Annotated in this window: 16 protein-coding genes; 9 read left to right on the top strand and 7 right to left on the bottom strand. The window is 71.0% G+C overall.

Annotated features, from left to right (window positions below; translation table 11 throughout):
• Positions 1-151 precede the first annotated feature (151 nt).
• Positions 152-532: a DUF3099 domain-containing protein gene (locus tag ACFRFC_RS29755; protein WP_382690868.1), complete on the bottom strand. Its 381-nt coding sequence runs from the start codon at positions 530-532 to the stop codon at positions 152-154.
• Positions 533-776: 244 nt separating this feature from the next.
• Here ACFRFC_RS29755 and ACFRFC_RS29760 point away from each other — a divergent pair, with 244 nt between their 5' ends.
• A complete protein-coding gene (locus tag ACFRFC_RS29760) occupies positions 777-1,055 on the top strand; it encodes a GlsB/YeaQ/YmgE family stress response membrane protein (RefSeq protein WP_382690871.1) in 279 nt (92 codons plus the stop codon).
• A gap of 186 nt (positions 1,056-1,241) precedes the next feature.
• On the opposite strand, the gene tyrS is transcribed toward ACFRFC_RS29760, so the two are convergent.
• The 3 genes from tyrS to ACFRFC_RS29775 all read right to left on the bottom strand — a co-directional run bounded on the left by tyrS (position 1,242) and on the right by ACFRFC_RS29775 (position 5,511).
• The gene (gene tyrS / locus ACFRFC_RS29765) at positions 1,242-2,510 is read right to left on the bottom strand and encodes a tyrosine--tRNA ligase (RefSeq protein ID WP_382690873.1); all 1,269 of its coding nucleotides are present in this window, start codon (positions 2,508-2,510) and stop codon (positions 1,242-1,244) included.
• A gap of 89 nt (positions 2,511-2,599) precedes the next feature.
• Positions 2,600-3,991, bottom strand: a complete 1,392-nt coding sequence (locus ACFRFC_RS29770; RefSeq protein ID WP_382690876.1) for a metallopeptidase TldD-related protein — start codon at positions 3,989-3,991, stop codon at positions 2,600-2,602.
• Entirely contained in the window at positions 3,988-5,511 is a 1,524-nt protein-coding gene (locus ACFRFC_RS29775) for a TldD/PmbA family protein (RefSeq protein WP_382690879.1), read from the bottom strand. Before ACFRFC_RS29775 ends, ACFRFC_RS29770 begins: the two co-directional genes overlap by 4 nt.
• 337 nt (positions 5,512-5,848) lie before the next feature.
• On the opposite strand from ACFRFC_RS29775, the gene fabG reads away from it, so the two are divergent.
• From fabG to ACFRFC_RS29790, 3 genes are all read left to right on the top strand, one after another.
• Positions 5,849-6,568: a 3-oxoacyl-[acyl-carrier-protein] reductase gene (fabG, locus tag ACFRFC_RS29780; RefSeq protein ID WP_382690882.1), complete on the top strand. Its 720-nt coding sequence runs from the start codon at positions 5,849-5,851 to the stop codon at positions 6,566-6,568.
• Positions 6,569-6,573: 5 nt separating this feature from the next.
• Complete coding sequence (gene fabI, locus ACFRFC_RS29785) at positions 6,574-7,341, top strand: enoyl-ACP reductase FabI (protein WP_382690884.1); 768 nt, start codon at positions 6,574-6,576, stop codon at positions 7,339-7,341.
• A gap of 652 nt (positions 7,342-7,993) precedes the next feature.
• Positions 7,994-8,290 carry a hypothetical protein gene (locus ACFRFC_RS29790; protein ID WP_382690886.1) on the top strand — a complete coding sequence of 99 codons (297 nt, stop codon included), beginning with the start codon at positions 7,994-7,996 and terminating at the stop codon, positions 8,288-8,290.
• On the opposite strand, the gene ACFRFC_RS29795 is transcribed toward ACFRFC_RS29790, so the two are convergent.
• A complete protein-coding gene (locus ACFRFC_RS29795) occupies positions 8,265-8,960 on the bottom strand; it encodes a FadR/GntR family transcriptional regulator (RefSeq protein WP_382690888.1) in 696 nt (231 codons plus the stop codon). The genes ACFRFC_RS29790 and ACFRFC_RS29795 overlap by 26 nt on opposite strands.
• A gap of 70 nt (positions 8,961-9,030) precedes the next feature.
• On the opposite strand from ACFRFC_RS29795, the gene ACFRFC_RS29800 reads away from it, so the two are divergent.
• The 4 genes from ACFRFC_RS29800 (at position 9,031) to ACFRFC_RS29815 (ending at position 11,817) form a co-directional block, all read left to right on the top strand.
• Positions 9,031-10,371 (top strand): CynX/NimT family MFS transporter, encoded by a 1,341-nt coding sequence (locus tag ACFRFC_RS29800; RefSeq protein WP_382690891.1) that lies wholly within the window; start codon positions 9,031-9,033, stop codon positions 10,369-10,371.
• A 186-nt stretch (positions 10,372-10,557) separates the two neighbouring features.
• Positions 10,558-10,674 carry an SGM_5486 family transporter-associated protein gene (locus ACFRFC_RS29805; RefSeq protein ID WP_382690894.1) on the top strand — a complete coding sequence of 39 codons (117 nt, stop codon included), beginning with the start codon at positions 10,558-10,560 and terminating at the stop codon, positions 10,672-10,674.
• A 202-nt stretch (positions 10,675-10,876) separates the two neighbouring features.
• Entirely contained in the window at positions 10,877-11,086 is a 210-nt protein-coding gene (locus ACFRFC_RS29810) for a hypothetical protein (protein ID WP_382690897.1), read from the top strand.
• 212 nt (positions 11,087-11,298) lie between these two features.
• Positions 11,299-11,817, top strand: coding sequence for a SixA phosphatase family protein (locus ACFRFC_RS29815; RefSeq protein WP_382690900.1), 519 nt, complete (start codon positions 11,299-11,301; stop codon positions 11,815-11,817).
• Between the two features lie 548 nt (positions 11,818-12,365).
• On the opposite strand, the gene serB is transcribed toward ACFRFC_RS29815, so the two are convergent.
• Positions 12,366-13,574: a phosphoserine phosphatase SerB gene (serB, locus tag ACFRFC_RS29820; protein ID WP_382690901.1), complete on the bottom strand. Its 1,209-nt coding sequence runs from the start codon at positions 13,572-13,574 to the stop codon at positions 12,366-12,368.
• A 213-nt stretch (positions 13,575-13,787) separates the two neighbouring features.
• Positions 13,788-15,797, bottom strand: coding sequence for a streptophobe family protein (locus ACFRFC_RS29825; protein WP_382690904.1), 2,010 nt, complete (start codon positions 15,795-15,797; stop codon positions 13,788-13,790).
• A 202-nt stretch (positions 15,798-15,999) separates the two neighbouring features.
• Between ACFRFC_RS29825 and ACFRFC_RS29830 the strand changes: the two genes are divergently transcribed.
• Positions 16,000-18,699, top strand: coding sequence for an FHA domain-containing protein (locus ACFRFC_RS29830; protein ID WP_382690907.1), 2,700 nt, complete (start codon positions 16,000-16,002; stop codon positions 18,697-18,699).
• Positions 18,700-18,843: the final 144 nt, after the last annotated feature.

Genomic DNA, 18,843 nt, shown 5'->3' on the forward strand with positions numbered 1-18,843 from the left:
GAGCAGCCACGGGGGGAGCTGCCCGGCGTCGGTCCGTCGCTCCGACGGGGGATGCGGAGCGCGTACGAAGTATGTCATGGGGATCCGGTCGCCCGGCACCGGAACAACATGATTGATCTGAGCTTTTACCGACCATGGAATTGCACTGGGTCTAGGCGGGCCGCTCGGTGGGACCGGCCGGTCCGTCCTCCGCCCGGGATTCCGCGTAGCCGCCGTCGGCGGCCCGCGGCGGTGCGATCATCGGGCTTGGCTGCACGGTCACGAACGTCGTCGGCAGTGACGGAGCGTTCTCCCGCCCGGCGTTGGCGACCACCACCGCGATATAGGGGAGGACCACCCCGAGCACCAACGCCACGATCGCGACGTGCCGTTCGACGTTCCACAGCACCGCCGCGAGAACCACCGACACCGTGCGTACCGACATCGAGATGATGTACCGGCGCTGGCGTCGGCGGACGTCGTCCTGGAGGCCCTGCCGGGCTCCGGTGATCCGGAACACCTGGGCGCCGTCGCCGTCGCGCTGCTTCCGCATCACACTCCACCACCCGCCCGCAGGGGACTGCCCCCGACCCGATCCTGGTCCGCACCGGGCAGCAGGCCGGTCCGGACAGGCTCAACGTTACGCCGCGCCTGCGCCGCATTCGAGACCGGGTCACCCTCCTGCCTGCGTGAACGTCGTGGGCCGTAGACCGTACGGACGAGCCCGACATGCGCCGTACGGAGGGCGGGCCGACACTGGGCCTAGCGCTCAGGTCGAGCCGTACGAGGAGGCAGTCATGGGCTGGTTGTGGGCCATCATCGTGGGATTCGTGCTCGGTCTGATCGCCAAGGCGATCATTCCGGGCAAGCAGCACAGCCCGCTCTGGCTGACCACCATCTTCGGCATGCTCGGCGCGCTCGCCGGCAACGCCATCGCCAGCGGCCTGGGCGTCGCGGCGACCCCGGGCATCGACTGGAGCCGCCATCTGTTCCAGTTGGTCGCCGCGATCATCATCGTGTTCCTGGGCGACATGGCGTACACGGCGACCCTGGGCAAGCGCAAACAGCACACCTGAGCCGGATCACAGCCGACACCGAAGGGGTGCGGGGAACCGAGCGACGAGCCACGACGGACTCGCCGTCGCCATCCCTCCGCACCCCTTCGGCCAGCGCACTGTCCGCGAGCACCCTTGAACCGATCACCCTTGAATCGATCAGATCTGCTCACGTCGATCGGAATGATCGGAATCGGCTCGCGATGATCAGACCCCGCTCACCATCACCGCGGCCAGATTCCGCTTCCCCCGCCGCAGCACGAGCCACTTCCCGTGCAGCAGATCCCCGGCGGCCGGCACGGCGTCCTCGGCGGCGATCTTGACGTTGTTCACGTACGCACCGCCCTCCTTGACCGTGCGCCGCGCGGCGGACTTGCTCGCCACCAGCCCCACCGCGGAGAACAGATCCACGACCGGCACCAGTCCGGAGACCTCGATGTGCGGCACCTCGGTCAGGGCCGCGACCAGCGTCAATTCGTCCAGCGAGGCCAGCTCGCCCTGCCCGAACAGCGCCCGGCTCGCGGCGATCACGGCCTCGGTCTGCCCGGCGCCGTGCACCAGCGTCGTCAGCTCCTCCGCCAGCGCCCGCTGCGCGGCCCGCGCCTGGGGCCGCTCCCGCGTCTGCTCCTCCAGCTCCTCCAGCTCCGCGCGGGACCTGAAGGACAGAATGCGCAGGTACGTCGAGACGTCCCGGTCGTCCACATTCAGCCAGAACTGGTAGAACGCGTACGGCGAGGTCATCTCCGGGTCGAGCCAGACGGCGCCGCTCTCGGTCTTGCCGAACTTGGTGCCGTCCGCCTTCGTCATCAGCGGCGTCGCCAGCGCGTGTACCTGCGCCTGCGGCTCCAGCCGGTGGATCAGGTCCAGGCCCGCCGTGAGGTTGCCCCACTGGTCGCTGCCGCCCTGCTGGAGCGTGCAGCCATGACGCCGGTACAGCTCCAGGAAGTCCATCGCCTGGAGCAGCTGGTAGCTGAACTCGGTGTAGCTGATGCCCTCCTCGGACTCCAGCCGGCGGGCGACCGAGTCCTTGGTGAGCATCTTGTTGACCCGGAAGTGCTTGCCGATGTCCCGCAGGAACTCGATCGCGGACAGCCCGGCCGTCCAGTCCAGGTTGTTCACCATCACCGCGGCGTTCTCGCCCTCGAAGGACAGGAACGGCTCGATCTGCGAGCGCAGCCGGGCCACCCAGGCGGCGACCGTCTCCGGCGCGTTCAGCGTGCGCTCCGCGGTCGGGCGAGGGTCGCCGATCTGGCCGGTGGCGCCGCCGACCAGGGCCAGCGGGCGCAGGCCCGCGTGCTGGAGCCGGCGCATGGTGAGCACCTGCACCAGATGTCCGACGTGCAGACTGGCCGCAGTCGGATCGAAGCCGCAATAGAACGTGACGGGGCCGTCCGCGAGCGCCTTGCGCAAAGCGTCCTCATCAGTGGACTGGGCGAACAGCCCGCGCCACTTCAGCTCGTCGACGATGTCCGTCACGGTTCTCGTGTCTCCTCGGATGATCTTCGGGCGATCTCGCGTGATCTTCGGTTCGGTCCCGCGCCGCCCGGCTGCGAACGCCTACGAGGTTATACGCCCGGACTGACCGAGCTCATATTGAAATCCGGCACCCGCAGCGCGGGCATCGCGGCCCGTGTGAACCAGTCGCTCCACTCCCTGGGCAGCGTCTTCTCCGTGCGCCCCGCCTCGGCGGCCCGGCCCAGCAGACCGACCGGCGATTCGTTGAACCGGAAGTTGTTCACTTCCCCGGTCACCTCGCCGTTCTCCACCAGATACACGCCGTCACGGGTGAGCCCGGTCAGCAGCAGCGTGGCCGGATCGACCTCGCGGATGTACCACAGGCAGGTCAGCAGCAGCCCGCGCTCGGTGGCGGCGACCATCTCCTCCAGTGAGCGGTCCGTGCCGCCGTCCAGGATCAGATTGCCGATGCCGGGCGCCACCGGCAGCCCGGTCAGCGCGGCGCTGTGCCGGCTGGTGGTCAGCCGCGTCAGCGCGCCCGCACGCATCCAGTCGGTCGCGCCGAGCGGCAGTCCGTTGTCGAAGACCGATTGATCACCGCCGGATGAGTGAGCGATCACGAACGGCGCGGACTCCAGGCCCGGCTCGTCCGGGTCGCTGCGCAGCGACAGCGGCAGCTCGGTCAGCCGCTCGCCGATCCGGGTGCCGCCGGACTTGGAGAACACCGTGCGGCCCTCGGCCGCGTCCCGGCCCGACGCCGACCACAGCTGGTAGATCAGCAGGTCGGCGACCGCGGTCGGCGGCAGCAGCGTCTCGTACCGCCCGGCCGGCAGCTCGATCCGCCGCTCCGCCCAGCCCAGGCGTACGGCCAGCTCGGTGTCCAGCGCCGCCGGGTCGACGTCCTTGAAGTCCCGCGTGGCGTGCCCCGCCCACGCCGAGCGGGTCCGGTCGGGCGACTTGGCGTTGAGTTCCAGCGTGCCGGTCGGCTGATCGTGCCGCAGCCGCAGCCCGGTCGACGTACCGATGTAGGTCGACACCTGCTCGTGATTGGCGAAGCCGTACAGCTCGCGACCGCCCGCACGCGCGCGGGCGAACGCCTCGCCGAGGGCGGGCGCGAAGTCGGCGAACACCGCGGAGGAGGTTTCGGCGGGCGCGTCCGTGAAGTCCGGGCTCGCGGGGACGTCCGTGACCAGCGGCTGCGCGTCCTCGGCGGGACCGGCGCCCCGCGCGGCGGCCTCGGCGGCCCGTACCAGCGGCTCCAGTTCGTCCGGCCTCACTGCGGCGCGCGAGACCACTCCGGAGGCGGTGCCCTCCTTGCCGTCGACGGTCGCGATCACCGTGAGCGTGCGCCCGCGCGTGACGCCGTTCGTCGTCAGCGCGTTGCCCGCCCAGCGCAGATTGGCGGTCGAATGCTCATCGGCGATCACGACACATCCGTCGGCCCGCGACAGCTCCAGGGCCCGTTCGACCATCTCGTACGGCTTGCTGACGGCGGCGCTCATCGCCCGGCCTCCTGGGTGGTGTTGAGGATGCTGACGCCCTTGAAGAGCGCGGACGGGCAGCCGTGGGAGACCGCCGCGACCTGGCCCGGCTGGGCCTTTCCGCAGTTGAACGCGCCGCCCAGGACATACGTCTGCGGGCCGCCGACGGCCGCCATGGAACCCCAGAAGTCGGTCGTGGTCGCCTGGTAGGCCACGTCCTTGAGCTGCCCGGTGATCCGGCCGTTCTCGATCCGGAAAAAGCGCTGACCGGTGAACTGGAAGTTGTACCGCTGCATGTCGATCGACCATGAACGATCACCGACGACATAGATGCCCCGGTCCACGCTCCCGATCAGCCCCTCCGTGGACAGTCCCGCCGGATCCGGCTGGAGCGACACATTGGCCATCCGCTGCACCGGGACATGCGCGGGGGAGTCGGCGAACGCGCACCCGTTGGAGCGCTCGAACCCGGTCAGCCGCGCGATCCGCCGGTCCAGCTGGTAGCCCACCAGCGTGCCGTCCTTCACCAGGTCCCAGGACTGCGCGGCAACGCCCTCGTCGTCGTACCCGACGGTCGCCAGGCCGTGCTCGGCGGTGCGGTCACCGGTGACGTTCATCAGGTCCGAGCCGTACCTGAGCTTGCCCAGCTGATCGAACGTGGCGAAGGAGGTCCCGGCGTAGGCGGCCTCGTAGCCGAGCGCACGGTCCAGTTCGGTGGCGTGCCCGATGGACTCGTGGATCGTCAGCCACAGGTTCGAGGGATCGACGACCAGATCGTACGATCCCGGCTCCACGCTCGGTGCGCGCATCTTCTCGGCGAGCAAGCCGGGGATCCGCTCCAGCTCCTCGTCCCAGTCCCAGCCGGTGCCGGTCAGATACTCCCAGCCGCGCCCGACCGGCGGCGCGATCGTGCGCATGGAGTCGAACTCGCCGCTGGAGTCGTCCACCGACACCGCCGTGAGCTGTGGATGCAGCCGCACCCGCTGCTGGGTCGTCACGGTCCCGGCCGTATCGGCGTAGAACTTGTTCTCGTGCACGGTGAGCAGCGACGCGTCGACATGATCGACCCCGTCCGCCCTGAGCAGCCGCCCGCTCCAGTCCGCGAGCAGTGCCGACTTCTCCTCGTCGGGCACCGCGAACGGATCGATCTCGTACGAGGAGATCCAGGTCCGGTCGGTGTGCACAGGCTCGTCGGCGAGTTCCACGCGTTCATTCGATCCCGCGGCTTTGATCACTTGAGCAGAGAGCTTCGCCATGGCGACCGCCTGACCGGCGACCCGTGCCGCGGCGTCCATGGTCAGATCCACGCCGGACGCGAACCCCCACGTCCCGCCGTGCACGACCCGCACCGCGTACCCGAGATCGGTGGTGTCCGACGACCCGGACGGCTTGCCGTCCCGCAGCCGCCAGGACGCGCTGCGCACCCGCTCCAGCCGGAAGTCGGCATGCTCCGCCCCCAGGGCACGCGCGCGTGCCAGCGCCGCGTCCGCCAGGGCGCGCAGCGGGAGCGTGAGAAACGACCGGTCGATGTCATGGGGCACGGGCGGGAATCCCTTCGGACGCTTGGTGCAGTCGCCTTTGGAGGCAGTGAATCATGTCCCGCTCGCCGACCTCTCCGGCAAGGGAGGCGATAAATCGATCAGATGGGATCGGTTCCGTTGCTTTGAACGGCTGGACCGGACGGTCTGACCGCTCATGCTCCTGGTGAGACGGGTTGAACCGGGCCGTTCGACTGTAGAAACCCGACAGCGAGCCCCCCGAGCCACTGTCGGTGCCCGAATGCCCGCGCGGCCTGGGCGACCGATAGGTTTTGGGTAAAGCCGCCTGTCATCGCGTGTTCGGGCGGATGTGTCAGACCGCTATGGAAAGGGTGATCCGTTGAGCCGCTCGGTTCTCGTCACCGGAGGCAACCGGGGCATCGGCCTCGCCATCGCCCGCGCATTCGCCGACGCCGGTGACAAGGTCGCGATCACATACCGCTCGGGCGAGCCGCCGGCCGTCCTCACGGAATTGGGCTGCCTCGCCGTGAAGTGCGACATCACGGACACCGAGCAGGTGGAGCAGGCGTACAAGGAGATCGAGGACGCCCACGGCCCGGTCGAGGTCCTGATCGCCAATGCCGGCATCACCAAGGACCAGCTGCTGATGCGCATGTCCGAGGAAGACTTCACCTCGGTCATCGACACCAACCTCACCGGCACCTTCCGTGTGGTCAAGCGCGCCAATCGCGGCATGCTGCGCGCGAAGAAGGGCCGCGTGGTGCTCATCTCGTCGGTGGTCGGTCTGCTCGGCGGTCCCGGCCAGGCCAACTACGCCGCCTCCAAATCCGCTCTGGTCGGTTTTGCTCGTTCGCTCAGCCGTGAGCTGGGCTCGCGCAACATCACGTTCAATGTCGTCGCGCCCGGTTTCGTGGACACGGACATGACCAAGGCGCTCACCGACGAGCAGCGCGCGAACATCGTCAAGCAGGTGCCGCTGGGCCGCTACGCCCAGCCGGAGGAGGTCGCCGCGACGGTGCGGTTCCTGGCCTCGGACGACGCCTCGTACATCACTGGAGCCGTCATCCCCGTTGACGGCGGACTGGGAATGGGTCACTGATCACCATGAGCGGAATCCTCGAAGGCAAGCGCGTCCTGATCACCGGTGTGCTGATGGAATCCTCCATCGCCTTCCACGCCGCGAAGCTCGCCCAGGAGCAGGGTGCCGAGATCATCCTGACCGCCTTCCCGCGGCCCACCCTGACCGAGCGCATCGCCAAGAAGCTGCCCAAGCCCACCAAGGTCATCGAGCTGGACGTCAGCAACGACGAGCACCTCGCCCGCCTCGCCGACCTGGTCGGCGAGGAGCTGGGCGGCCTCGACGGCATCGTCCACTCCATCGGCTTCGCCCCTCAGGACGCGCTCGGGGGCAATTTCCTCAACACGCCGTTCGAGTCCGTGGCGACCGCCATGCACATCTCGGCGTTCTCCCTGAAGTCGCTCACCATGGCGTGCATGCCGCTGATGCAGAACGGCGGCTCTGTCGTCGGCCTCACCTTCGACGCCCAGTACGCCTGGCCGCAGTACGACTGGATGGGCCCCGCCAAGGCCGCCCTGGAGGCCACCAGCCGCTACATGGCGCGCGATCTCGGCAAGCAGAACATCCGCTGCAATCTGATCTCCGCCGGGCCGCTCGCTTCCATGGCAGCGAAGTCCATCCCCGGCTTCAGCGATCTGGCCTCGGTCTGGGACAGCCGCTCCCCGCTGGAGTGGGACCTGAAGGACCCGGACCCGGCCGGCCGCGGCATCGTCGCGCTGCTCAGCGACTGGTTCCCGAAGACCACCGGCGAGATCATCCACGTGGACGGCGGCCTGCACGCCATCGGCGCCTGATCCCACGCCACCCTCCCAGGGCTCGCGTCCCGCACGGGGCGCGGGCCCTCGGCGTGTCCGGGTGTTTCGGAGGGCTGGTCCGGACCGATTCGGGGGTGTCCCCCGTTCGGCCTATCCGGTCGGGCGGAGCGGCGTCGCAACTGCGCACTCTGGATCAGGCGTTCGTCACACGCATTCCTCCCCAGCACGACCCCGCACGGCCGAGGAGGTCCCCCTTGTGCGCCCATCCCGCAGCATGGCCTCAGCGACCCTTGCCGTCGCGATCGTGCTGTCCACGCCCCTCCCGGCGTCCCCGCACGCGCGCGTGGAGCGAACGACACAGGGACGCGCCCAGAAACCGCCGCCCGCGCGCGTGACGCAGACAGCACCGGTGCCGGTCGACCGTGTGCTGTCCGACGCCCAGCTGCGATCGGGTGACCAACCGCGACCAGGCGACCGACCCCGGTCGGGCGACGAACCGCGACCAGGCGCCCGACCCCGGTCGGGTGCCCAACCGCGATCGGGCGACCAACTCCGCTCGGCTGACCATCTGCGATCAGGCGAGCATCCGCTGCCTGCCCAGAACCCGCAGCCTGCCGACCCTCCGCAGCCCGCCCAGACGCGCCGGCTCGCAGAACTTGCGCCAGTCGCCAAGTCGCGGCAGCCCCCCGAGATGCCGTCGCCCGGCGAAACACCCCTCCTCGGCGCCAAGCCCCGGCTGGACGCCAAGCCCCCGTTCGGCGCCGAGTGCCGTACCAGTGTCGACGGCTCGCGCGTGACCGCCTACTGCCACAACCCCTACCCCGAGACCGACCGGCTGCGGCTGCACATCGAGTGCGAGCGCTGGTGGGACCTCGACACCGACGGGGAGGCGGCCGACGCCGGGCCGGCGACGACCGTACGGCTCACCGGCCGCTGCTGGAAGGAAGTCCGCGCGGCGTGGGTCACGCACCAGAACCGGGGGAGCTGAGCCGGGCCAGGTGGCACAGGAAGGGATAGCTGGCCGCCTCCGCCCCGGCCGTGTCGGCGTCGCCCGCGCGGATCGCGTCCAGCAGCCGGGCGTGGTCCATGTGCGCGTCCGGGGTCAGCTCCTCGCCGACGCCCTCGCGCAGCCAGTCCCGCAGCACCTCGCCCAGATCGGCGTACATCTGCGTCATCACGTCGTTGTGCGAGGCGGCCACCACGGCCAGGTGGAAGGTCGCGTCGGCGGTCACGAACACCTCCGCTTCCCCCGACCGCCACGCCGCCTCACGACGCTCCAGCACCGCGTCCAACTGCTTGAGGTCCTTCTCCGTGCGCCGCTCGGCGGCCAGCCTGGCCGCGGCGGACTCCAGCGTGGAACGCAGTTCGGCGATGTGCCGGGGGTCGGCGCCCGCGAACCGGCGGTGCATGACACCCGCCAGCTCGCTGGTCGCCAGGACATAGGTGCCGGAGCCCTGGCGGATGTCGAGGAGGCCGTTGTGCGCGAGCGCGCGGACCGCCTCGCGTACGGTGTTGCGGGCGACGCCGAGCTGTTCGACCAGCTCGGGCTCCGTCGGGATGCGCGAGCCGACCGGCCACTCACCCGACGTGATCTGGTTCCGCAGCTCGGCGATGACCTGCTCGGACAGGGCCGAGCGGCGTGGGTGGCTCAAGGGCATGGCACATCCTCGCTCACGAGGGCCGGCGGAACCGAGCTGACGAATGGACAACCAATCATCCCATGATTCTATGATGGGTCTCATGCCGCGAGAGGAAACGACCACGACACCGCCCCGGACCGTCACCAGTTCGGCCCCGGCCACCCCCGAGGCGGCCGGACCGGGCGGCACGCGCGCGTGGGCGATGCGTCTGCTCGTCGTCGGCGTCGTCCTCACCGCGGTCAACCTCCGTCCCGCGATCACCAGCCTCGGCGCGCTCCTGGAAGAAGTCCGTGTCGGGCTCGGCATGAGCGGCAGCGTGGCCGGACTGCTCACCTCCGTCCCACCACTCTGCTTCGCCGTGTTCGGCATCACGGCACCGCGACTGGCCCGCCGCTTCGGCCCCGGCGCGGTGGTCTGCGCGGGCATGGCCGCGATCGCCGCGGGCCTGCTCGTACGGCCGTACGCGGGCGGTACGGCGGGCTTCCTGGCCGCCAGTGCCCTCGCGCTCATGGGCATCGCCGTGAGCAACGTCCTGATGCCGGTCATCGTCAAGCGCTGGTTCCCCGACCGGGTCGGCACCATGACCGGCCTGTACTCGATGGCCCTCGCCTTCGGCACGGCCATCGCGGCGGCGATCACCGTCCCCGTCACCGACGCCCTCGGCGGCGGCTGGCGTCCCGGGCTCGCCCTGTGGGCGGCCCTCGCGGCTGCGGCCGTACTGCCCTGGATCCCGTTCGTACGGAAGTCCGCGGCACCCCCGGCACCCACCCACGCCGGGAACGGCAAGGACGAGGCTCCCCGCGCGGCGCCGGACGCATCCGCGCGGGAGGAACCCGCCGTACGCCTGAGGATCACCCGGAGTCGTACGGCCTGGGCGCTCGCGGTGTTCTTCGGCCTCCAGGCCACCGCCGCCTACATCACCATGGGCTGGATGCCGCAGATCTTCCGTGACGCGGGCGTCTCCGCCGACACCGCCGGTCTGCTGCTCGCCGTGACCATGGTCATGGGCGTGCCGCTCGCCTTCGTCATCCCGCGCCTGGCCACCCGGCTGCCGCACCAGGGCCCGATCGTGGTCGCCCTCGGCCTGTGCGGACTGGTCGGATACGCGGGCCTGTACCTCGCGCCCGCGGGCGGCGCCTGGGCCTGGGCCGTGCTGCTCGGCATCGCCAACTGCGCCTTCCCGCTCGCCCTGACGATGGTCGGCATGCGCGCGAGGACCGGCGCGGGCGTGGCCCAGCTCTCGGCCTTCGCCCAGAGCACCGGCTACCTGATCTCCATCCCCGGCCCTCTGCTGGTCGGCGTCCTCTACCAGCACAGCGGCGGCTGGGGCGTGCCCATCGCCCTGATGGCCGCCCTGATGATCCCGCAGATCCTGGTCGGCCTCGTGGCGGGCCGCAACCGGACGGTGGAGGACGAGGCCGCGCGCTGAGGGCGAGGGTGAGCGCGCGGGCGAGCGGCCGGCGCGCGGGCGAGCGGCCGGCGCGCGGGCGGTCACCATCCCAGGGCGAGCCATCGGGGCGTACTCCCCAGGGGCGGACCACCCGAGCGATGCACCACCCCGGCGGCACACCACCCCAGGGCGCACCGTGCCCACCCAGGGTGGGAGACTGAGCGCATGCCAGTGCTCGATCCGAACCCCAAGAACGGCCAGAAGAAGATGCTGCTCGTCTTCGGCTCGTTCCTCGCCATCTTCGTGATCATCGGCATCATCGCCACGATCGCGTCACCGTGACCGGCCGCCCTGGCGACGCGGTGAGGCCCGCGTGAGACCCGGGTGAGACCCGAGGGTGGGGCTACCCCCACCAACCCCTAGGGGGTGAGGGTCAGGGTCAAGTGGGTGGATCACCGGATGGGTTGGGGCCCGCCGGGTCCGTATCTTCGAAGTGTGACCGCGAGCGGCGGGCACTCACCCCTCGAAGACGGCGGAGGCACCCATGTCGGCCCCTACGTACTCCCGGACCCACCCGGCGACCGCGGGCCGGGCTGCTTCCTCCCGGCTGCCCTGGTGGGCTCTCGCCCTGCCGACCCTCGCCTTCATCACTCTGCTCGCGCTGATACTCAACCCCGCCGAGGCCCACGCGGCGGGCGGCGACCCCGCGATGTCCCACGTCGTGGAGCGCGTACAGCAGCTGATCAGCCGCTAGAGCCTGTCGACAGGCCCTGGGGCCCCAGGCCGGTCCAGGGCTTCCGTCCCGCCCGCCGCCCGCCCATCGCCCGCCCTCCGGAGCCCTGCCCGCACTCTCCGTGGACCGTGGCACCGCGTGCCCTCCCCGGGTCGCCGCGCCCCCTCCACCATGGTTGAATCCCCAAGTCAACTCCCTGCGCCCCATGGCATATTTCATGCGAAGCTGGGGCCATGAGCGTCGCAGAACCCCGCAGGATTGTCCTCTTCCGGCATGCGAAAGCCGACTGGCCCCAGGTGAACGACCATGAGCGTCCGCTCGCCGAGCGGGGCCGCCTGGAGGCCGCCGAGGCCGGGCGCAGGCTCGCCGACACGGGTATCGCCTTCGATCTGGCCCTGTGCTCCACAGCGACCCGGACCCGCGAGACCTGGAAGCTCGCCGTCCAAGAATTCCCGCACCGGCCGAAAACCGTCTACGAGGAGCGGATCTACGAGGCAGCGCCCGGCGAGCTGATCGCGCTGCTCAACGAGACCCCCGACGACATCCGCAACGTCCTGCTGATCGGCCACAACCCGGGCATCCAGGCGCTCGCGGAGATCCTCTCCGGATCCGCCGACGGGGAGCCCCGCGACCGGATGAGCGAGCGCGGCTTCCCGGCCGCCGCCTTCGCCGTCCTGACCACCGACGGCTCCTGGAAGAACGTGGAGCCCGGCACGGCCACCCTGGTCGACTACTGGGCCCCGTCCGACTGAAGGCCCGTCGTCCGTCGGGCTGGACGGACGACGCGCGGTGAGTGTGAGGAAGAGCCGAGCCGCGAGCAAGAAGAGAAGACGAGTCGAGAGTACGAAGGCAAGGGCCCGGCATCCGACGACGCCGGGCCCTCTGCACACCCTGACGCGGACGCCCGCCTCGGCAGGATCACTCCAGCCACGGGACCGTCGCCCCTCCGGCAGCCACCCCTGCCACCGGACGCCTGTTCCAGCGGGTCACCTGCGCCACGGGACACCTGCCCGGCGGGTCACTTCTGCCGCGGGACCGGCGTAGCCACCCCTGCCACCGGACGCCCGCTCTGGCAGGACACCCGCGCCACGGGACACCTGCCGGCGGGTCACTCCTGCCACGGGACCGCCGCAGCCACCCCCGCCACCGGACGCCTGCTCCAGCAGGACACCCCTGCCACCGGACGCCCGACCCGGCAGGTCACCCGCGCCACGGGACACCCGGCCCAGCAGGACACCCCCGCCACCGAACGCCCGCCCCGGCGAGTCACCCCGCCACTCCACGCCCACCTCCGCGCAGGTCACCCCTCGTCGTGCGTGTCCGCCGCCTCCACCTCTTCGCGGGTCACGCCGAGCAGATACAGCACCGTGTCCAGGAACGGCACGTTCACCGCCGTGTGCGCGGCCTCGCGGACCACCGGCTTGGCGTTGAAGGCGACCCCGAGCCCCGCCGCGTTGAGCATGTCCAGATCATTCGCACCGTCCCCGATGGCGACCGTCTGCGCCAGCGGTACGCCCGCCTCCGCCGCGAACCTGCGCAGCAGCCGTGCCTTGCCCGCCCGGTCCACGATCTCGCCGGTGACCCGGCCGGTGAGCTTGCCGTCGGCGATCTCCAGCGTGTTGGCCTGCGCGAAGTCCAGCCCCAGCCGCTCCTTGAGGTCGTCGGTGACCTGGGTGAACCCACCGGAGACCACCCCGACTTGGTAGCCGAGCCGCTTCAGCGTACGGATCAGTGTCCGCGCGCCCGGCGTCAGCCGCACCTCGCTGCGCACCTTCTCGACGACCGAGGCGTCCAGCCCCTTGAGCAGCGCCACGCGCGCGTGCAGCGACTGCTCGAAGTCCAGCTCCCCGCGCATCGCCGCCGCCGTCACCTCGGCGACCTCGGCCTCGCATCCGGCGTGCGCGGCGAACAGTTCGATCACCTCGTCCTGGATGAGCGTGGAGTCCACGTCCATCACCACCAGCCGCTGCGCCCGCCGGTGCAGCCCCGCCGCGACCACCGCGATGTCGACGCCGAGCGCGGCGGCGCCGGTGGCCAGCGAGGTGCGCAGGGTCTCGGTCGCCACGCCGGACACCGCGAACTCGACCGCGGTGACCGGGTACTTGGCGAGCCGGAAGATACGGTCGATGTTGCCCCCGGCCGCGGTGATCCGCGCGGCGATGGCCGCAGTGGCCTCGGCGGTGAGCGGATGGCCGAGTACGGTCACCAGTGAGCGGCCCAGTCCGCGTGGCCGGTTGTCGCCGGTGCCGGAGATGATCTCCGCCTGTAGCTTCATCGATTCTGCCCAGCTGTGGACCGTCGCCCGCAGCTCGCCCGCCAGCCCCTGCGGAGGCTCGGTCACGAGCGCGCACAACACGATCCGGCCACGGGTGACGACCTGCTCGATGTCGACCACATCGACCGCGAAGGCGGCGAGGGTGTCGAAGAGCCCGGCCGTGATGCCCGGCCGGTCCTTGCCGAAGATCTTGACCAGGAGGGTGGGGAAGTCTGAGGTCTGCGAAGGGCTCATGGTGCCTCCACCGTATCCGGCACCCAGTGCCTACCGCCTCCGTGGTCCGTCTAGCGGACACGGAACACTGGATGTCTGAACAGTGGCGTAAGCCCTAAATGTCACCAGCGTCTGCGCTTGCGCCGGTGATCCCACGCCGCGCCTCAGTTTCACCCCGGTGCCGCCCGGGGCGCCGAGCCCCGCCCTTCACCACCCCCTCCGACCGGCCCTCTCTCACCGCCGCCCCTTCGGCCGGCCGGGCGGCGGAGGCGGCCCCTCCTCGGGCGAGGTGGGCGGCCGGCGAGGAGACGGGGGAGCGGGCGGTACGACCGGCCCCGGCACCGTCGGCGAACCGTAGGCGTCGTCATGAGCCACGCCACGAGAAGGCCCAGGCTCCGCCGCACCCGCCCCACCCGACGCCCCCGGCCCCTGCCCTCGTACACCCTGCCCCCGCCCCTGCCCCGGCACCCCCGGCCCCGCCCCCTCCACCCCCGACCCCCGCTCCCGTACCCGCGACTCCGGCCCCCGCACCCCCCGTACGCGCCCCTCCAGCCCCTCCTCCGGCACCCGCAAATAAGGATTGGTCGCCGGATTGGGCGCCCGATACGGCACCCCCCGCCCATACGGCCCCGCCCCGGCACCCTCCGCGGCCCCCACCCCCGTACCCGCACCCGCCGCCAAGCCGCCCGCCCCCACGTCACCCAGTGCCACCCCCCACCGCACCGCCCGCCGCCCCGCCGCCCCCGTCGCATACGCCAGCAACGCCCCGACAGCCCCGGCCCCCACCCCCCACACCGCACCCAGCAGCAACGCGCTCCCGAACCGCGCCCGCAACTCCACCCCGGCCCCGAACGCGTCGACCCCCAGCACCGACAGCGAGGCATCCACCGAGATCTCCGCGAGCCACCCGAGCAAGGGCAGGGCCAGCGCCATGACGACCCCCAGCGGCACCGCACACCGCATCACGAACCCGAGGACACCGACGTCCCCGACCGCCCCGGACGCCCCGCCCTCACGCACCCGCCCCCCGCCCGGCGCCGACCCGCCCGCCGTCGGACCAACCGCCGTCCACCCACGCACCCCCGGCCCACCCGGCATCCGCGCAGCCACCCCCTGCTCGGCCACCCCCCGCCCCACCGGCGTCCGCACCGCCGTGACCACCCCCGCCAGCAGCATCAACACCCCCGCCCCCACCCCCAGCAGCCACACCCGCGTGTCCAGCTCCGCGAGACGTCCGAGCGTCACGGGCCCGTCCGAGTCGGCCAGCAGGTCGTCCAGCGGATCCGGCAGGAAGCGGGTCAGCGGGCCCGTCGCGTCACCCTCGTACGGCACGAAGAGGCCGATCGGGACGCCGAGCCACACTCCGTTCGGCGCCCCGAGCAGTGCCGCGCCGGCGATCCGCTTGGGGTGGTCGTCGCCGATCGCCGCGTACGCCGCCGCCGCGAGCCCCGCCGCGACCGCCACCAGCAACACGGTGACCAGCGACGAGACGGCCGGCCTGACCACCCGGTGCATGAAGGCGAGCCCGCGCGGAAGGGGGGTGCGCCGCGAGGCCAGCAGCGCGATCAGCAGTACGCCCACGACCCAGCCGAGCCCGCCGAGCAGCGTCGGTACGGTGTCCACGGTGAACCCGACCGCCGCCTTCGCGTCGATCAGATCGCCGACCCGGTCCGGCAGCAGCCCGCCGAGGTCCCCGATGTCCCCGACATCCCCCACCTCCCCGAGGCCCGGGATCTCGATGCCGCCCGTCCCACCGGCCCCGGGCACGTCGTCCAGCCCGAGCGCGCCGCCGTCGATCGTGATGACGTCGTGCCCGGCCCAGGCGAGCCCGCCGAGCGACGCCACGAACAGCACGACCACCGCGCCCACGCGCGCGAGCAGTTCGGCCGGTGACACCACCGCTCCGGCCGCCCGCAGTGAGCGCAGGAAAATCCAGGACAAAAGGAGCGCACCGACCAGGCTGACCCCCAGTGGCGTGATCTCGATGGCGGTCGTGGCCTCCGCGCCCTCCAGACCGAACGCGGACATGTCCCCCGACGGGCTGACCGACCCACCGGCCCCGAGCGCCACCACCGCCGCCGTCATCGGGCCCAGCGACCCCGCCGCGTCCGCCTCCAGGAGATGCAGGCCGAGCGCCGCCGTGCCCGCCATACCGATCAACGCCCAGCTCACGGAGGCGATCGCGGACAGCACTACGTCGATCCACGGCACCCGCCGGCCGTGCCGTACGCCTTCGGCATCCATGGCAGACCCCCCGATCCGCTGCGCGGCACAGCGCCACGCATGTCCCCCTCGCCTGGAATACCACTCTCCGGGGCGGTTTCAACCCCGTCAACGACAAAGCCTCGATGCGCCCCCGCGCCGCCCGCGCAAGGCCCGACTTTCGGTCAGGGGGGCGCTCCTGAAATAGTTCCCCCCGATGTTCGACATCCCTAGACTCCCTGCGATGGGGGAAAACTCGGGGGACAACTCAGTGGGGCATGGAGTGCCGGAACTCGTACTGGAATCAAACGGACGGACCTGGACGCTCGACCCGTCCAGGCCCTACACACTCGGGCGCGATCCACAAGGGGACGTCGTGTTCGAGGACGCCAGGGTCTCCTGGCGGCACGCCACGGTCAGCTTCAACGGCCGTGGCTGGGTCATCGAGGACCACGGCAGCACCAACGGCACCTTCGTGCAGGGGCAGCGGATCCATCAGCTGGAGATCGGCCCCGGTTCATCGGTGCACCTGGGCAACGCGACCGACGGTCCGCAGGTCAAGCTCTCCGGCGAGGCGGCCGCGGCACAGCCGCAGCAGCCGAACCAGCAACCGCACCAGCAGCCGTACGCGGCACAGGGCGCCCCGGGCGGGCAGGCCGCGCACCCCGGCTGGGCCCAGCAGCCGGCACCGCAGGCCCAGGCCGGCTGGCAGCAGGCGGCACAGGTCCCGCAGCAGCAAGGGCAGGCCCCACAGCAAGGGCAGGCCCTACAGCAGGGTCAGGTCCCGCAGCGGCAAGGCCAGGCACCGCACCAGAGCCAGGCACCACACCAAGGCCAGGCACCGCACCAGAGCCAGGCACCGCAACGGCAGGGGCACGCCCAGCAGGGACCCGGTGGTGCCGCGGGGGCGCCGCCGGTCCACGGCGACCGCAGCCCGACCACGTTCCACCAGTTCTCGCTCGGCCGGGTCATGCGCATCGGCCGCGCGCTGGACAACGAGCTGGTGGTCTCCGACCTCCAGGTCTCGCGCCACCACGCCGAGTTCCACTCCATGCCCGACGGCCGCATGGAGATCCGCGACCTCGGCTCGCACAACGGCACCTACGTCAACGGCCAGCTGATCACCAAGGGCGGCGCCCAACTGCTCGGCCCGGCCGACATCGTGGGCGTCGGTCACTCCACCTTCCGGATCGTCGGCGACCGCCTGGAGGAGTTCGTCGACACCGGTGAGGTGTCCTTCTCCGCCCGCCATCTGACCGTCACCGTCGACGGGGGCAAGCAGATCCTCAAGGACGTCTCCTTCGGCGTCCCGGAGAAGTCGCTGATCGCCGTCATCGGCCCGTCCGGCTCCGGAAAGTCGACCCTGCTCAAGGCACTGACCGGTTACCGTCCTGCCAATCAGGGCGAGGTCCTGTACGACAACAGGAACCTTTACAAACAGTTCGCCGAGCTGCGCCAGCGCATCGGCCTGGTCCCGCAGGACGACATCCTGCACAAAGAGCTGACTGTCAAGAAAGCTCTCAAATACGCGGCCAAGCTGCGCTTCCCCGCCGACACCACCGGCGCCGAGCGCGAGGCCCGGATCGACGAGGTGCTGCGCGAGCTGAAGCTCGACCTCCACAAGGACAAGAAGGTCACCTCCCTGTCCGGCGGCCAGCGCAAGCGCGTCTCCGTCGCCCTGGAGCTGCTCACCAAGCCGTCGCTGATCTTCCTGGACGAGCCGACCTCGGGTCTCGACCCGGGCATGGACCGCGATGTCATGCAGCTGCTGCGCGGCCTCGCCGACGACGGCCGCACGGTCCTGGTCGTCACCCACTCGGTGGCCGAGCTGGCCCTGTGCGACAAGCTGCTGGTGATGGCGCCGGGCGGCGCGGTCGCCTTCTTCGGCCCGCCCGAGGAGGCGCTGAACTTCTTCGGCTACGACACCTGGGCCGATGTCTTCTCCGCCTTCGAGAACTACCGCGACTACGACTGGGCGGGCCGCTGGAGGGGCTCGCAGCACTACCAGATGTACGCCGCGGACATCGACGCCGTCGCCCCACAGGCCGTACAGATGCCGGCCATGCAGGCGATCAGGCCGCCGAAGCCGCAGGGCTGGATGTCACAGTGGATCACCCTGGTGCGCCGCTACACCTCGGTGATCGCCTCCGACAAGGGCTTCCTCGCGCTGATGGTGATCCTCCCGGCCGTCCTCGGCGCGGTCAGCATGCTGATCGACCCGGACAAGGGCCTGCTCCCCAACGCGCCCAACGCGCAGGGCCGGATCGTCCCCAACGGCACGGCGACCACGGTCCTGCTGATACTCGCCGTCGGCGCCACCTTCGCGGGTGCGGCGAACTCCGTCCGTGAGCTGATCAAGGAACGGGTGATCTACGAGCGGGAGCGCGCGACCGGCCTGTCCCGCTCGGCGTATCTGATGTCCAAGGTGTTCGTGCTCGGCATGATCACCGTGTTCCAGGGGCTCATGGTCGGCGTGATCGGTTTCTCCCGCCGCGAGCTCCCCGCGGAGGGCCTGATCCTGGGCAGCGCCACCATGATCGAGCTGTCCCTGCCGATCATGGCGCTCGGCTTCACCTCGATGATGTTCGGCCTGGTCATCTCGTCCCTGGTGAAGACCTCCGAGAAGACCATGCCGCTGCTGGTGATGTTCGCGATCGTCCAGGTCGTCTTCACGGGCTGTCTCTTCGCCCTGAACGGCGCCGTCGGCGTCAATCAGTTCTCGTATCTGATGCCGTCCCGCTGGGCGGTCGGCGCGGCCGGCGCCACGCTGGACTTCAACCGGATCGCCCCGCCCGAGGACGGCGGGGCGGACGACCCGCTGTGGGAGCACACGGTCGGCGTCTGGGGCATGGACATGGCCGCCCTGCTCGTCCTCGGTGTGATCTGCGGCTTCTTCGTCGCCCGCTTCCTGCGCCGCCACGAGCCGGAGGTCATGCGCAAGTAGCACCGTCGTACGAGACGTCGGTACGAGACGTCGGTACGAGACGCCGAAGGGCGGCACCCCCATGAGGGTGCCGCCCTTTCGCGTGCGGTCCGAGACCCGCGCCGGCCCCGGTGCGCGCGGAAAGCTGCCGGACGCGCCGGACGT

The organism is Streptomyces sp. NPDC056734 (genome assembly GCF_042790455.1).
Lineage (GTDB): Bacteria > Actinomycetota > Actinomycetes > Streptomycetales > Streptomycetaceae > Streptomyces.